Source organism: Pseudoalteromonas sp. NZS127 (assembly GCF_015864805.1).
In the GTDB taxonomy this organism is placed as follows: Bacteria; Pseudomonadota; Gammaproteobacteria; order Enterobacterales; family Alteromonadaceae; genus Pseudoalteromonas; species Pseudoalteromonas nigrifaciens.
In genome coordinates, this window is the sequence record NZ_JADYWN010000006.1 from 14,819 (window position 1) to 29,953 (window position 15,135).

Annotated in this window: 12 protein-coding genes; 4 read left to right on the plus strand and 8 right to left on the minus strand. The window is 41.2% G+C overall.

From position 1 onward, the window contains the following. Positions 1 to 4: 4 nt before the first annotated feature. The 3 genes from I6E78_RS07565 to I6E78_RS07575 all read left to right on the plus strand — a co-directional run bounded on the left by I6E78_RS07565 (position 5) and on the right by I6E78_RS07575 (position 4,247). Entirely contained in the window at positions 5 to 1,594 is a 1,590-nt protein-coding gene (locus tag I6E78_RS07565; protein WP_011329602.1) for an alkaline phosphatase, read from the plus strand. Positions 1,595 to 1,605: 11 nt separating this feature from the next. Further along, positions 1,606 to 3,399, plus strand: a complete 1,794-nt coding sequence (locus tag I6E78_RS07570) for an alkaline phosphatase (RefSeq protein ID WP_197182236.1) — start codon at positions 1,606 to 1,608, stop codon at positions 3,397 to 3,399. A 134-nt stretch (positions 3,400 to 3,533) separates the two neighbouring features. After that, complete coding sequence (locus I6E78_RS07575; RefSeq protein ID WP_197182237.1) at positions 3,534 to 4,247, plus strand: hypothetical protein; 714 nt, start codon at positions 3,534 to 3,536, stop codon at positions 4,245 to 4,247. On the opposite strand, the gene I6E78_RS07580 is transcribed toward I6E78_RS07575, so the two are convergent. The 8 genes from I6E78_RS07580 to I6E78_RS07615 all read right to left on the minus strand — a co-directional run bounded on the left by I6E78_RS07580 (position 4,222) and on the right by I6E78_RS07615 (position 13,825). After that, positions 4,222 to 6,114 (minus strand): monovalent cation:proton antiporter-2 (CPA2) family protein, encoded by a 1,893-nt coding sequence (locus I6E78_RS07580; RefSeq protein WP_011329599.1) that lies wholly within the window; start codon positions 6,112 to 6,114, stop codon positions 4,222 to 4,224. The two genes, I6E78_RS07575 and I6E78_RS07580, sit on opposite strands and share 26 nt — an antisense overlap. Positions 6,115 to 6,397: 283 nt before the next feature. Further along, a complete protein-coding gene (locus tag I6E78_RS07585) occupies positions 6,398 to 8,929 on the minus strand; it encodes a TonB-dependent receptor plug domain-containing protein (protein ID WP_182684138.1) in 2,532 nt (843 codons plus the stop codon). A 291-nt stretch (positions 8,930 to 9,220) separates the two neighbouring features. Beyond that, complete coding sequence (locus I6E78_RS07590; protein ID WP_011329597.1) at positions 9,221 to 10,063, minus strand: DUF4198 domain-containing protein; 843 nt, start codon at positions 10,061 to 10,063, stop codon at positions 9,221 to 9,223. A 51-nt stretch (positions 10,064 to 10,114) separates the two neighbouring features. Further along, the gene (locus I6E78_RS07595) at positions 10,115 to 10,624 is read right to left on the minus strand and encodes a DUF2271 domain-containing protein (protein ID WP_089368903.1); all 510 of its coding nucleotides are present in this window, start codon (positions 10,622 to 10,624) and stop codon (positions 10,115 to 10,117) included. Then, positions 10,624 to 11,256: a PepSY-associated TM helix domain-containing protein gene (locus I6E78_RS07600; protein ID WP_011329595.1), complete on the minus strand. Its 633-nt coding sequence runs from the start codon at positions 11,254 to 11,256 to the stop codon at positions 10,624 to 10,626. The genes I6E78_RS07595 and I6E78_RS07600 overlap by 1 nt, the downstream gene beginning before the upstream one ends. 127 nt (positions 11,257 to 11,383) lie before the next feature. Continuing rightward, positions 11,384 to 11,779 (minus strand): YbaN family protein, encoded by a 396-nt coding sequence (locus I6E78_RS07605; protein WP_041454623.1) that lies wholly within the window; start codon positions 11,777 to 11,779, stop codon positions 11,384 to 11,386. Positions 11,780 to 11,963: 184 nt separating this feature from the next. Beyond that, positions 11,964 to 13,283, minus strand: a complete 1,320-nt coding sequence (locus I6E78_RS07610; protein WP_011329593.1) for a porin — start codon at positions 13,281 to 13,283, stop codon at positions 11,964 to 11,966. A gap of 62 nt (positions 13,284 to 13,345) precedes the next feature. After that, positions 13,346 to 13,825 carry a MarR family winged helix-turn-helix transcriptional regulator gene (locus tag I6E78_RS07615; protein ID WP_011329592.1) on the minus strand — a complete coding sequence of 160 codons (480 nt, stop codon included), beginning with the start codon at positions 13,823 to 13,825 and terminating at the stop codon, positions 13,346 to 13,348. 451 nt (positions 13,826 to 14,276) lie between these two features. Between I6E78_RS07615 and I6E78_RS07620 the strand changes: the two genes are divergently transcribed. Continuing rightward, positions 14,277 to 15,131: a D-hexose-6-phosphate mutarotase gene (locus I6E78_RS07620; RefSeq protein ID WP_011329591.1), complete on the plus strand. Its 855-nt coding sequence runs from the start codon at positions 14,277 to 14,279 to the stop codon at positions 15,129 to 15,131. Positions 15,132 to 15,135: the final 4 nt, after the last annotated feature.

Genomic DNA, 15,135 nt, shown 5'->3' on the forward strand with positions numbered 1-15,135 from the left:
ATGGATGAAAATTAAAAAAGTTGCTGCGGCAATAGCGCTAACATTTGCGTTTAACGCAGCTAGTTATGCCAATGTATTACCGCAAAGCCAAAAAGACAGCAGTTGGTATAGTGCTGCGCAAACAAAATTAACAACAAAAACCACCCAAGCGCAGAGTGTTAAAGCCACCAAAGCTAAAAACGTAATTTTATTTGTTGGTGATGGTATGGGGGTATCAACGCTAACCGCCGCACGTATTTTACAAGGACAACGCAATAACCAATCGGGGGAGGAGGGTTACTTAAGCTTTGAGGCATTTCCGTATTCCGCACAAGTTAAAACCTATAACGTAGATGCACAAACTCCCGATTCTGCGGGCACTATGACTGCGATGATCTCGGGTGTAAAAACCGATGTTGGCGTAATAGGTGTTGACGAAAATATAGAGCGTGGGATGTGTTCAACAGTTGCGGGCAACGAGTTACTAACAGCAACAGAGCTGGCAGAAATTAAAGGCCTAGCAACTGGGGTTATTTCAACAGCGCGAATTACCCATGCAACGCCTGCAGCAACGTATGCTAAATCGGCCGATCGTAACTGGGAAGATATTTCAGACATGCCAGAGGATGCAATTGCAGCTGGCTGTGAAGATATTGCCTCGCAACTAATTAACTTTGAAAAAAACCTAGAGGCGCGTTTTGTTGGTACTGATATAGATGGCCTTGATGTTGTTATGGGCGGCGGACGTCGGCACTTTTTACCCAAAAACGTAGCAGCTAATTCAACAGACGCAGTAAGCGCAATAGAAGGGGATCGTACCGATAATCGTAATTTGATTAGTGAATGGCAAGCGCAATACCCTACTGCAACGTATGTTATGGACCAAACCGGCTTTGATAATATTGCCGATGACGCTACTAAAGTATTTGGCTTATTTAACGAATCCCACATGCAATACGAAGCAGACCGCGCAAACGATATTGCTGGCGAGCCTTCACTTACCGATATGACTACTAAAGCAATTGAAGTGCTGGGCAAAAACGACAAAGGCTTTTTCTTAACCGTTGAATCGGGTCGTATTGATCACGCGCACCATGCGGGCAATGCCTATAATGCACTTAACGACACAATAGAGTTGGCCAAAGCGGTACAAGCTGCGGTTGATAACACCAATCCAGAAGAAACCCTCATTTTAGTCACTGCCGATCACAGTCATGTATTTACTATTGCGGGCTATCCCAAACGCGGCAACCCTATTTTAGGTCAAGTTGTGGCCGTGGGCGAAACAGCCCCCAGCCTAGCTGCCGATAACAAGCCCTATACCACAGTTGGTTACGCCAATGGTTTAGGGTTTAGAAACTTAGGTGATGAAACAGATGCCGATGCAAGCTATGCAAGTGCTGCTGTGGCAGGGCGCGTTGAGTTACAAGGGATTGATACAACAACCCCTGGTTTTCATCAAGAAACAACAGTGCCATTGGCCTCGGAAACACACGCAGGTGAAGACATTTCATTGCATGCAACAGGCCCCGGTGCTCAGCTTGCACAAGGCGTAATTGAGCAAAATGTAGTGTTTCATATAATTAATCAAGCTCTTGAACTAACTCAGCAATAATGGCGGCTAACATGAAAAAATTAACGGTACTTTCTTTAGCAGTAACTCTTGCACTAACGGGTTGCTCAAGTGACAGCGATAAAAACCAAAATAGTATATTAACTGTCAATAACGTAATTGCTGTCGGGTCTGAGCAATGTGTTAACGGCGGAGTAACAACACAAACAGGCGAAGATACCAACGGTAATGGAATATTAGAAAGCAGTGAGGCTACATCAAGTAACTTAGTATGTAATGCACCAGCTACGTCGCTTAGCAGCGAGCAGTTAGCATCGCTTACTAGTAATGCTTGGTTTAGCGATGCACAAACCAAGTTAGCAACCACAAAAACAGCAAATGCGAGCATAGTGACTGAGTCAGGCAAGGCTAAAAATATTATTTTATTTGTTGGCGATGGTATGGGAATTTCGACAATAACTGCAGCGCGTATTTTAGCCGGGCAGTTAGAAGGTGAAATGGGTGAGGAGCATCAATTAAGCTTTGAAACTATGCCGTATTCAGGTTTTGTAAAAACCTATAACGTAGATGCACAAACGCCCGATTCGGCCGGCACTATGACCGCAATGGCCTCAGGGGTTAAAACCGATGTGGGTGTTATTGGTATTGATGAAGCGGTTGAGCGTGGTAATTGTGTGTCGGGCAAAGGACATGAGCTAGTTACCTCACTAGAGCTTGCTGAAATTGCGGGTAAAGCGACCGGTATTATTTCAACTGCCCGCATTACTCATGCAACACCTGCGGCTATGTACGCAAAATCGGCCGATCGTAACTGGGAAGATATTTCTGATATGCCCGCGAGCGAGTCAGCTAATTGTGAAGATATTGCATCGCAACTGGTTAACTTTGAAGCCAACCTAAAAGCGCGCTTTAATGGTGTTGATGTAGATGGCATTGATGTTGTTATGGGTGGCGGGCGTCGTCATTTTTTACCAAAAGATGCTGCGTTTAATTCAGCCGATGCAGTAAGTGCAGTTGAAGGGGATCGTACTGATAATCGTAATTTAATTAGTGAATGGAAAACGCAATATCCAAATGGTACTTACGTAATGGATCAAACCGGTTTTGATGCAATTAGCGATGATGCTACTAAAGTATTTGGGCTGTTTAACGAATCTCACATGCAGTACGAAGCAGACCGCGCAAATGATATTGCTGGCGAGCCTTCGCTTTCACAAATGACCGAAAAAGCCATAAATGTACTGGGCAAAAACGACAAAGGGTTTTTCTTAACCGTTGAGTCGGGTCGTATTGATCACGCGCACCATGCGGGTAATGCATATAACGCTTTAAACGACACCATTGAATTGGCAAAAGCAGTTAAAGTTGCGGTTGATAACACCAATCCAGAGGAAACGCTTATTGTTGTAACAGCCGATCACAGCCATGTATTTACCATTGCGGGTTACCCTAAACGCGGTAATCCTATTTTAGGTAAAGTGGTGGGCGTAGGCGAAACAACGCCAAGCCTAGCGGCCGATGATATGCCATATACAACGCTAGGTTATACCAATGGTGGTGGTTTTAGAAACCTCGGTAGCGAAACAGATGCTGACGTCGGTTATAACTTTGCACCAGTAACAGGGCGGGTTGATTTAACCAATGTTGATACTACTACCCCTGGTTTTCATCAAGAAGCGCTGGTACCAATGAGCTCAGAAACACACGCAGGTGAAGATGTTGGCGTATATGCTATAGGCCCTGGTGCGCACTTAGTGACAGGCACTAATGAGCAAAGCTTTTTATTTCATGTAATGGACTTTGCCGCAGATTTAGTTAAAACAGCAAACGACAAAGTGGCGCAGTAGTAAGTTTATAATTTGTGTGTGCAAAACAACTCGTACTCTGTGCGGGTTGTTTTTATATTATATTTTGTCATAAAACAGCCATTATTTTTAGCTATGTTAAAAGCATAAATTAGAGCATTTAAAAAGAGTACCCAATGAAAAAAGCATTATTAATGATGACCGTATTATTCAGTAGCAGCGCTTTTTCCCAGCAATGCAATGTTAACCCAGCGCTATTAAAAGCAACTTACACTGTAACCAACAATAAAAATAACGAGCCAACAACTCAAGCGCTAACCCTGTGGCGAAACCAGCAACAAGTAGCGCATCAAAACGAAATAACGACCGAACTGTGGCAGCATTTAACTAATAAGCAAATACGGCCAATTCGTTACTTTAATGCTCAGCAGCGGGGTATTGAATACCAACCGTCAGAAGTACGTGGAGTACAAAACTGGAGTGCAAAAAACCAGCTGGTGGATGCGCATTTAATAGCAAAAATGACGTTAGTAAATACTCAGGGTACAGGTTGTGATGAAGTAAAAAACTATGTGTTAAACGAAGCTGAAACTGAGTATAAGCTGGCTTTATTTACACAGTCAAAGTTGGTTAAAACATTTAGTGTCAGCAGTAAAAAAGGCCAAGTAAACACCTTACTCAGCCTTAATAATGTAAGCAGTAACGAGCAAGCGATAGTTGCTCAGTTTGCTAAATGGGATAACTTTCAAACTACTGACTATGCCGATATAGGCGACAACGAAAACGATCCCTTTTTAGCTAAAATGATTAACCTTGGTTTTATTGAGCATAGCGCCACTGGCTTTTATAACCAGCAGGGGCAAGCTATCCAAGGTGAGCATTATCATTAGATTTTTTGGGCTTGGCAGCGTCCTCTGTTAAGCCCGCAATATAGTCGTTGTCGTCGCAGGTATTTAAATCTTCTTGTGCTTGTTTGTCTTGTTGTAGTACTTGTTTTAAATCTTCCATACGCTGGCGTACAGCTACACCGTAGCTAATATCGTCGCCCCATAATTTTGCTAACTGTAATACACTGGCGCGGTCGTGATCTCTAAATAGCTTACCAGCTCGCTCGGCATCGGGTTTATTGTTACCTAATAACTCGAGCGCTTTAACTGCAAGGCTGATGGCAGAATCAACAGTTTCACGATTAAAGGCATCTACTTTTAAACTAAGTAATTGATAAGCGTGACGACGGTCGATAGCACGTGCAACAATTTTTAACTGCGGGTAGTTTTTTTGCGCAAGCTTAATAATTTCTAATGTTTTATCGGGGTTATCTATAGCCACTACCAGCATTTGCGCTGTTTTTGCGCCTGCGGCTTCAAGTAACTCCTGACGCCCAGCATCACCATAAAATACCGTTTTACCAAAGCGGCGTAATAATTCAATTTGCGTAGGGCTATGATCAAGTACTGTTATTTCGTAACCCTGGGCATGCAGTAAACGCCCCATTACTTGGCCAAAGCGACCGTAGCCCGCAATAATGACATGTTTAGCGCTGCTAATATGCTCGGGTTTATCAAATTCAGGCTTTACGCTGCTATCGCGTTTTTGCAGTTGCTCGTAAAACATTAATAATAAAGGGGCTATTAACATAGAAATAGCCACCACTAAGGTTGTTAATGCGGTTTGTTCGGGCGTTAAAATGCTTAGCGTACTAGTTACACTTAATAATACAAAAGCAAATTCGCCTCCTTGTGCCAAAGCCAGTGTAAATAATAGTTGCTGCTTTTTATTTATTTTAAAGGTAAAAGCCAGCGCAAATAAAATACAGGCTTTAATTACTATCAATAAAACAACTAAGCTAATCACAGTGCTAAATTGATTAAAAAACAGTTCAAAGTTAATCGACGCGCCCACAGTAATAAAAAACAGCCCTAATAGCAGACCTTTAAAAGGCTCTATGTCGGCCTCTAACTCGTGCCTAAATTCACTTTCGGCAAGTACTACGCCAGCTAAAAAGGTACCCAGCGCAGGTGATAAGCCAATACTTTGCATAACCAATGCAATGGCAACCACTAAAAAAAGCGCAAAAATGGTAAATATTTCACGTATATGTGTTTGCGCTATATATCTAAAAATGGGGGCCGATATATATTTACCGCAAGCAATAATGGCGGCAATAACAGCAATCGATGCACCTACTTGTTGCCAAACCGGCCAGTTGGCAATAATTGAATCACTAACCTCGGCGTTGCCACTCAGTGGTGCAAATGCGAGTAAGGGTAATAACGCTAAAATAGGAATAATAGCGATATCTTGAAATAGCAGTACAGAAAAAGCATTTTGCCCAGCTTCTTGTTTTAGCCAGCCTTTTTCTTCTAGGCTTTGCAGTACAATAGCGGTAGAGGAAAGCGCCAGCATTAAACCAATGGCAAGGGCTGTTTGCCAATGCATGGCAAACAGCCAATAACAAGATGCAAAAATAACGGCTGCGGTTAACACTACTTGTAAACCACCTAACCCTAAAATTGAGTGGCGTAATGTCCATAAACGTGAAGGTTGCAGCTCTAAACCAACTAAAAATAGCATCATTACTACGCCAAATTCGGCAAAGTGCATTACATCGGTTTGATCGCCAACCATAGCTAAGGCATAAGGGCCAATAAGTATGCCTGCGATTAAATAACCCAGCACCGATCCGAGTCCTACTCGTTTGGCAATAGGCACAGCTACAATTGCTGCCGCTAAGTAAATTAAAGCTATTTCTAACACGTGTTTTTCCTAGGTGAGTTTTTAAACCCAAGTGGTTTGCGTATAAATAGAATGACTGACACGCTTATAAAATACAATAATTTAAGTGGCTAAAAATGCTGTTTTTTTTAAAATTTTACAGCCTTCAAAGTATTATTAACGCTGACATACCCTAGCTCTGCTTTAATCATAATGAGATTTTTTTCAGGATTAACGCGAATGTTACTTAGATCAATCGTTAAGCAGCAAAAAAAGGATGCGTAATGCATCCTTTATAACTTTCAACTTTTAGCTAGCACTTTTATTAAAAGCGGTAAGTAATATTACCGTATAAAAAGCGGCCATCTAAACTGTATGGCACGTAGGGGGTGTACGGGAATATTTGACCAAAGTTAGAGTAACCAATGTTATCTACAGTTGCTTGTGGGTACTGATCAAACAGGTTGTTAGCGCCTACGGCAAATTTCCATTCATCGTTAGGGCTATAAGCCACTTCAAGATCGGTTATCCATTTTGCATCTAGGTATTCATCTCGGTCGCTGCTTGTAGAAATATCAGCAACTTCGCCATAACGCGTGGCACGCAGTGTAGTTTGCCATTCGTTAAAGCTCCAAACAGCCGATAAGTTTAGTTTGCTATCTGGTGTGCCTTCTTCAAAACGGCCCACTTCACGCCGAGCAAATACAACATAGTCATCACCTAACGAATTGAGTTCTTCAGGGTTGTCGTCTATATGGGTGACTTTAGTGTCGTTAAAGTTAACCGCTGCGTTTAAGCGTACGTCGCCTAGGTTATCTAGTTCCAGTAAATAAGTTGCAACTATGTCTACACCTTGCGTACGTGAGTCTATTGCATTGGTAAAGTAGCGTACGCTTTCGGTGTTTAGCTCACCAGCGTTTGCTAAAATTTGCGCAACTGCTGCACCGGCTAGGTTTTCAGAGAGTACAATCCGGTCATCAATATCAATACGATATGCATCAACCGTTAGGCTAAAATTACCTTGAGTGTAGACAAAGCCAGCGGTTAAGTTTACAGAGTCTTCAGCGTCTAGTTTTTTAGCGCCTAATGCTTGTGCTGCTGGAGAGTCACTTGGAAATAAACCTACTTCAAACGCTTGGTTGTTTTCAAGTATGGTTGATATTTGACGATACGAGCTTTGTGCTAGCGATGGCGCGCGAAAGCCGGTACTTGCTGCACCACGTAACGATAAGTTATCAGTAATACTGTAACGCGTTGCTATTTTTGAGGTGAATGTGTCGCCAAAGTCGCTGTAATCTTCATAACGGCTGGCTAAAACCACATTCCACTTTTCTGTTAGGTAGGTATCAAATTCAACAAAAAGTGCTACGTTGTGGCGGCTTTCGTCGGTAACACTTTGCGGACCAAAACCAGATAGTACCTGTGCACCACCTGCTGCAATTGGGTTGCCGTTACTATCAAGCGCGGTAATATAAGAAGCTTCTTCGCCTTGTTCTATTTTGTAGCTTTCGTGGCGGTATTCAGCACCTATAGTAAAAAATACGTCATCTGGTAAACCTAAATCAAATGCTGTGCTGGCATCTCCATTAACAATAAATTGGTCATAAACCAATGCGCCGTTATCAAATTCGGTTTGGCTGGTGGCACCTAAAGATGTATTTAAGCTATTTACTACGCCTAATGCAAAGTCGTTGCGGCCGTAGTTGGTACTTACATCCCATGTCCAGTCGCCTGTTTCACCTTGTAAACCAAGAGCGAGAGAGTAATCTTCTACGTCGGTTTCAATTTGTGGCAAAAAGCCATTAGGGTAAACGTCTAAAATGTTATTTTTATCTACAGCTCGGCGATAAAACCCGCCTGAGTTGCCTTCACGCTTAGAGTAGCTACCAAAAGAGTATAAGTTTAAGCCGTTATCAAAGTCGTAGCCCATGTTGTAAAACAGTGCATAGTCTTCAAGCTCTGCTTTACCAAAGCGGTGATTGTAACGATCGATAGTGAACTCGCGTGGATCTAGGCTACCATCATCAAGGCGGCTATATTGCTCGCGAGGGTCAAAACCAGAGCGCTGGGTAGAGTCGTTATCACGATATTCAATAGATACGTTTACAAAACCGTTATCGGCTAACGAAAAACCAGAATTAGCGCTAATAGTACGCGTTGCGCCATCGCTCATTTTACGATCGTCGCCAGTATTAAATGCTAAGTTGCCGTTTGCATCTGCGTACACGCTTTCAAGCTGAGGTACTCCAGCCATTTGAGTATCATATTGTCCGTAAGTTACGCTTACACTGCCGCCCTGCGCTGCATCTTTAAGAATTATATTAATAACCCCTGCAATAGCATCTGAGCCGTATTGCGCTGCGGCACCGTCGCGTAATACTTCTACGCGCTTAATTGCCGATGTTGGGATCATATTTAAATCAACAGCTGTTGAACCACGCCCAACTACGCCAGCTAAGTTTAATAGCGCACCTGAATGACGACGCTTACCATTAATAAGCACTAGGGTGTGATCGGGGGCTAAACCACGCAAAACTGCAGGTTTAGCATGGTCTGTACCATCGCCCATTGTTGCGCTTGGGTAGTTAAAGCTTGGCACTTGGTTTGCAAGTACTTGGCTGATTTCAAGCTGGCCTGTACTGGCCATATCGCGACTGGTAATAATATCAACAGGTACTGAACTTTCAGCAATACTGCGTAAGCTGCGACGAGTACCCGTTACCGAAATTACTTCGATATTTTCTTGTGCTTGACTATCTGGCTCTGCGGCTACAGCTACTGAATAAGGCGTGCTCAATGCAGTAGTAACGGCCAAGCTAAGTGCTAATTTTTTCGCTGAAAAGCGCTGTATGGTCATGTGATCCCCCAAGGGCTGCTATTGTTGAGTCTAAAAGCGCCGCATCTTAAAGAAGCTAATAGGATAGTGCAAAGATCAAAACAAACTAAGTTATGCAAATAGCTAAGGCTGGTGTTTACTTTGCGCTGAACGTACTAATTTAAATAGGTGTGCTTGTGTTGAGTAGTTGCAATCACAGGGTGAATTGAGGTGTTTTTTAATACAATTAATTTAGTAAATGTAAATAAAAAAGGCCAAGTAAATTACTTGGCCTCTTTATTGTTTTTAATGTTTTAATTCAAGAGTTAAGTATTACTCTGGCGCAACGTCTAATGTAGTAAATAACGAGTAACGCACGTTATCTATGCCTTTTTCAGACGACTCTTCGCTCACGCTTGCTTCAATTAAGTATAAACCCGGGTGCTGCCACGTTGTGCTAAAAAAGCCGTTTTTGTCAGTGGTTACTTTAACTTCGCCACGTTCGTTACGGTAGCGTGTATCACCTTTTAATATTGCCAGCTCAACGTTTGCTGCCGGCTTACCAGCTTTGAGCAACTGAAAACGCGCTTGTTCACCAACAAATAAATCGTTAGGGTGAGTTGGGCCGCTAATCTCTAAACCTTTACCGAGTAGTGCAGGCTTAGATGTGCCGTTACGACTTACAAACGTATCAACGGTAGAAAATGCTTTGGTTGTTTTAATATCTGTAGCGTCTGCTGGAATATCTTTACTGTTTTTGCCACCAAAAACACGACGACGCTCACCTTTTGCATCTTTATAAAAGGTCATTAAACGTGGTTCACGTTTCATTGCAATATGGTAAGTCCCTTCGTTGGTTAATTTAACTGCCGCAGAGTTTTTACGCTGTAAAAAGTAAGCGCGAATATTATCGCTAATAGGTTTGCCGTCAGGGCCGATAGCCATCAGTAAATTGTCGTCGTATTGTGCGTCTTTCTCAGTTGGGCGGTATGCTTTGTCGGGAGCAAAAATTTCATTAGAAATACTCGCGTCAATCATTACATAATGCGCTTTATCGCCAGATAAAGAAGTATGCGATGGCACTAACCATTGTGCATGGGCGTTAGCATAGCTTGATGCAAGTGCAGTGACTGTAAGTGCGCCAATTAATGCACTTTTAAGTAAATTGATTTTCATAATCGTTCCTTTTTAAATGGTTTTAGCGGATGCTTTATTTGCTGCTATGTATTACTTGGCAATAATAGTGACGAAGCTTTGTGAAAATTCATTGGTACCATCAATCGTGATTTTACCCTCTTGTGTTAGGTCTATTTCGACACGGCTGTAATCTCGGCCGCCTTCTTCGCGTACCACTTCAATATTAAGTAAGTATTTACCCGGTTTTACTGGGTTACCGTCTAAATCATTGCCCTGCCAATTAATGGTGTAAGATCCAGCTCGTTTGGTTGCGCCGCTTATGCCGTCGAAGTTAAGGTTACTCTTACCGGCTTTACGCCACCATTGGCGTAAGTCTTTAAACCATTCGGCTTTTTGTACCCAAAGTGCCAGCGTAGTAACGTGTTTGCGCTCGCTTGTTTCTAGCCAAACTGCAACATAAGGGCGGTGATACGGTTGTACGTCTAATTCGGGTAGGTTTAATTCAATTTCTAATTGTGCAGTTTGTGCATGCGCAGTCGCTTGAAAAAACGTCGCAACTAGCAGTAATGCTGCGCTTATAAACACTTTAAATTTAATCATTAATACACTCCTTTTAATTGTGGAACCCAACATAAATAAATAACGACAGGCGTTGCTATGCCTAACACCGTTATCCATATTCCTGCTAAGCGTTTTTTTCTGTTTTGAAATAAAATAATCATGCCGGTAATGGCAAATAAGATCATTAATACAGCTGAGATATCTATTACCCAACTCCATGCTTCGCCACTATGTCGGCCTTTATGTAGATCGCCAATTAGGCTTAAAAAACCACCTGTTTGGTAATCAAGGTTTAGTGTGCCACTTATAAAGTCGAGCTCGGCGTAGGCAAACCCCGCGGGTAATGGGTAGTCGAGCATTACCAGTGCGTCCTCTTTTTCCCATTCAATGCTTTTTACGTTAGTGAGCGCATATTGCTTGGCTAAGTAAGCTTCTATTTCGGGGTAGAGTGTAGGTAAGGTACTTAACTGCGCATTTGCTTTGGCAGCCAATGCACTTGGAATTGGAGTTGATATTTGGCCATTATTTTTATCATTTTTAAGCCAGTCAACATGGTTAAGTACTATGCCGCTAACACAAAATAAAATAAGCAAAAAAAATAGCGCTGTAGAAATATAAATGTGTAAAGCCCGGCTGGTGCTATATAAAGCTCGTTTGTTAATAAACGCCATAATAACTGTAAACTAATTAATATTTACCACATGATAATGATTTGTATTAGCTATTACAAATATACTTACTAAACTTTACATTAAGTTTTTATAAACAGCGGGTATTTACGTTGTTAAAGCGGGATATTCAACTTTTTGGTATGGAAGAGGGTCTTAAAATTAAATAAATCATTACAGCCACTTCAATTATGGCAACTAAAAAAATAACCCAAACAGCAGGAGATGAAGCCAGTAAAAATATAAAACCAACCAGCATGCCCAAAGCGGCGCAATATTTGGCTTTAACAGGCACTACTTTATGTGCTTGCCACTGGTGCAGGGTAGTGCCGTATCGTGGATGATTTAAAAGCCAATGCTCAAGTGCAGGCGATGAGCGAGTAAAACAGGCCAGAGCTAAAATAAAAAAGATGGTGGTGGGCATAACCGGTAGTACTATACCTATAATTCCAAGTACAACTAGCATTAAGCCAAGTACTTTAAACCATACCTTTTTGTAATATATATAGGTTGTTTTTATATTCACTTAGGTTAGTTTTATTAAATTATAGTTAGTTTGATTATAGAGTAATTAATGCCGAAATTTAAGCGCAATTGCAGTTACTTAATACGTGGACATAAAGGAATAAATAAAATTAGCGCAGCAAAAAGGGCAAACAAAGTTGCCCTTTATAACTAACTAATTAACTAGCTAATTAACCTTGCTTGGCTTAAAAGTAATAACCAAGGTTAATATTAAAGCGACGTTCTGTATCGCCTTCACCAATAATTGTTCCGCCAATAAATGGTTGATTACGTGCTTGGATAAAGTCGAAGTAACTAAAGAAACCACCTGCAGCAACACTCATACCCGTTACATTCATCCAAGTATTTGCGCTGTTATCAGACTTGTCGTAAATAATACCGTAATCGTTGTAAAACTGAATGTCGGTCACTGGGCCCCACTCAAGTGAGTAGTTATAAGCTACGTTGAAGTTAGTCATTGTTGCTTTGCTCGAAACAGTATCGTAATAAGCGTAAGCACCTACAGCAAAACGGTTGCTATTATCGTCTAGGTCGTAGTCGTACTCGCCATGTTGAAATTGTACGTTCCAGTTATTAATTTTGCTATCAAGATGCACAGCCCATGCACCGTAGCTTCCAGCACGGTCATTACCGTCATGTAGGCCGCCACTTAATAGCGATACACCCAGATCGGTAATTACGTTTTTACTATGCTCTACTTGATACGTTGCGCGACCTGCAAAGGTATTGTATTCACCAATTTTATTTACAGGTTCTGCGTATGTACCTTCATTTGGTGCACGACTACCTACAATATCGTACGAGTAACGCTTGCTTTTATCGGAACCACCGTCTACTCCGCCTAGTTCATCATTTTTGAAAAAACCAAGGTCTAGCTTCCAGTTGTCTTTAAGTTTACGTTTTACTACCACACCTAAATCAAAATCGTCTTCTAACCCTACGTAATAGTTAGTGCTAAAAAAATAACTGTGTGAGTTGTACGGGCCGTTACCAAAAGGAACAGATGTTATACCTGCTTGGCCTTCCCAACCATCCACAAACTCATAACCAAGGTAAGCGTATTTAATTACAGTCATGTAATCGTAAAAGCGAATTTCACCATTTAGAGAAATATCATTAATTTCACCAGATACATTTAAACGGAAAATATCAAAATCAAAGTCGCCGCCGCGATCTTTATTGTCATCATCGTATGAATTAATGCTGTAATTAGCGCGAATAGCACCGCCAATTTTAATGCCTTCGTCTTTTTTATCTGATTCAGACTCTGCAACAGCAACAATTTTTGTATCCGCTTTTTTACTTATTTGAGCAACTTGTTGTTCGTGTTGCTCATTAATTTGTTGTTGTTTGGTTTTTTCAGCTGCTAATTGCTGCTCTAGCATCTGCATTTGCTGTTTAAGTTGTTTAAGCTGAGTTTGAAGCGTGTCTAGATCTGCGGCGAATACATTGCTCGACGCACCAGCTAGCATGAGGGCAAGTGTTAATTTCGAAAGTTTAGTCATAAATTGCTGCTCAGATTTTGATTGAAAATTTAAGATGTAAAAGCACATCCTGTGTAAATTTATTATTTAGGAGCTTGAGTAAGCGCACCCACTTCTAACAGAGGCGATGCATCAAGTTTATCTGCATCCATCATTGCGGCAATGCGCTGCATTGACGACAGTAATAGGCTCTGCTCCCACTCTGCAAGTGCCGAAAACTTAGCAATAAAATGCTCTTGTAGTGGTTGCGGTGCTTTATCAAGTAACTCCTTTCCTTTATCGGTGAGGTATAAACTCACTCGACGCTTATCCATTTGGCTACGTACCCGAGTTACTAAGTCTCTACCTTCTATCCTATCAAGAATATTAGTAACGGTTGCCGGGCTTAAATTTACATTTTGAGCTATACGGCTTGCTGTTATCCCATCTGTATGGGAAACCTCTTGCATTATAAGCAGTTGTGGCCCAGTTAAGCCTGAAGTTTTATTCAGTTGCTTAGAGTGTAAATCGATCGCACGAATCACTTTACGTAAAGAAACCAATAACTCGTTATGTTTTTGCATTTAGCTAATCTCGTTAAAAGGGCGCAATGGTTTGCCATAATCGCGAAATGTTACACATCAAGTAAATTGAATTCAAATGATATATTGCATTTTAGCCTGCTTTTTGTGGTTTTTATTAGTTTGAGCAGTAATTAAAATTTGTGTTTTTTAATTTTTAATCTATGTCTGTAGTGTTTTATTCGCCAATGGCTGTAGTATACCTTTAAGCCTATAGAGTATAGATAATGAGTTTTTTTTATCAATTTATAAGTATTGCTAATTTACTGAGGGTGACATTTATAAATAAGTATTAGTACAAAGTAATTATTTATAAATACCTCGCAGGTATTACCGAGTGAAAATAAAGCGATCGATATTTAAATTATTTCGCTTATCATGTAGATGATTTATAAGCTTACTTGACTATTTAGGTGCACATTTAACACTACGTGCCAGCATTATAGGAAATAATATGAAGTTATCACCTTCCGTTAGTATTTGTCATACTGACACCGGTTTAGAATTTATTAATATAAATAGCAGCCATTGCGATGCAAAAATATTTTTGCAAGGCGGGCAAATTACCGAGTTTACCCCAAAAGGTAAGCAGCCATTGTTATGGGTATCTCAAGAAGAAACATTCCAAGAAAATGCCAGTATTCGCGGCGGTATCCCAATTTGTTGGCCTTGGTTTGGAGCACACGATAACAGCGATTTTCCGGCGCATGGTTTTGCTCGAACGAGTTTGTGGCAGGCCGATGAAGTGCATGAAACCGAATACGAAGTTATTGTTAGCCTTAAATTACCCATGAAACTAGTTAATCTTGATTATTGGCCGCATCAATCAAGCTTACGAGTTGAGTTTGTACTAAACGAGCAGTTACAAGTGCGCTTAACAACCACAAATTTAAGCAATACACCGTTTAGCTTTTCGCAAGCGCTGCATACTTATTTTCCAACATCAGATATTAACAATACCAGCGTTGATGGTTTGCAAGGTGCGCAATATACTGAATTTGGCGAAGCTCCAGTAATGCAAAGTGATGTGGTTAGTTTTGCCCGCGAAACCGACATGGTTTATACCCAAGCAGCGCCAGTGCAAACCATTAATACTCCCGAGGGTATAATTAGTGTGGGCCGAGAAAATTCCAGCTCTTGCGTATTGTGGAATCCATGGATAGAAAAATCAAAGCGTTTATCTAACTTTGCTAATACTGAATATAACAACATGCTTTGCCTTGAAGCAGCCAACGTATTAAATGATGCCGTTACGCTCGCGCCAAAACAAAGCCATACCTTAATTACCATCATTAAATGGCTGAGTTGAGCCT

Bases quoted from the DNA above. Each gene is read 5' to 3' on its own strand.
- I6E78_RS07565 (WP_011329602.1), top strand. From the start codon at position 5: ATGAAAATTAAAAAAGTTGCTGCGGCAATAGCGCTAACATTTGCGTTT.
- I6E78_RS07570 (WP_197182236.1), top strand. From the start codon at position 1,606: ATGAAAAAATTAACGGTACTTTCTTTAGCAGTAACTCTTGCACTAACG.
- I6E78_RS07575 (WP_197182237.1), top strand. From the start codon at position 3,534: ATGAAAAAAGCATTATTAATGATGACCGTATTATTCAGTAGCAGCGCT.
- I6E78_RS07585 (WP_182684138.1), bottom strand. From the start codon at position 8,929: ATGACCATACAGCGCTTTTCAGCGAAAAAATTAGCACTTAGCTTGGCC.
- I6E78_RS07590 (WP_011329597.1), bottom strand. From the start codon at position 10,063: ATGAAAATCAATTTACTTAAAAGTGCATTAATTGGCGCACTTACAGTC.
- I6E78_RS07595 (WP_089368903.1), bottom strand. From the start codon at position 10,624: ATGATTAAATTTAAAGTGTTTATAAGCGCAGCATTACTGCTAGTTGCG.
- I6E78_RS07600 (WP_011329595.1), bottom strand. From the start codon at position 11,256: ATGGCGTTTATTAACAAACGAGCTTTATATAGCACCAGCCGGGCTTTA.
- I6E78_RS07610 (WP_011329593.1), bottom strand. From the start codon at position 13,283: ATGACTAAACTTTCGAAATTAACACTTGCCCTCATGCTAGCTGGTGCG.
- I6E78_RS07615 (WP_011329592.1), bottom strand. From the start codon at position 13,825: ATGCAAAAACATAACGAGTTATTGGTTTCTTTACGTAAAGTGATTCGT.
- I6E78_RS07620 (WP_011329591.1), top strand. From the start codon at position 14,277: ATGAAGTTATCACCTTCCGTTAGTATTTGTCATACTGACACCGGTTTA.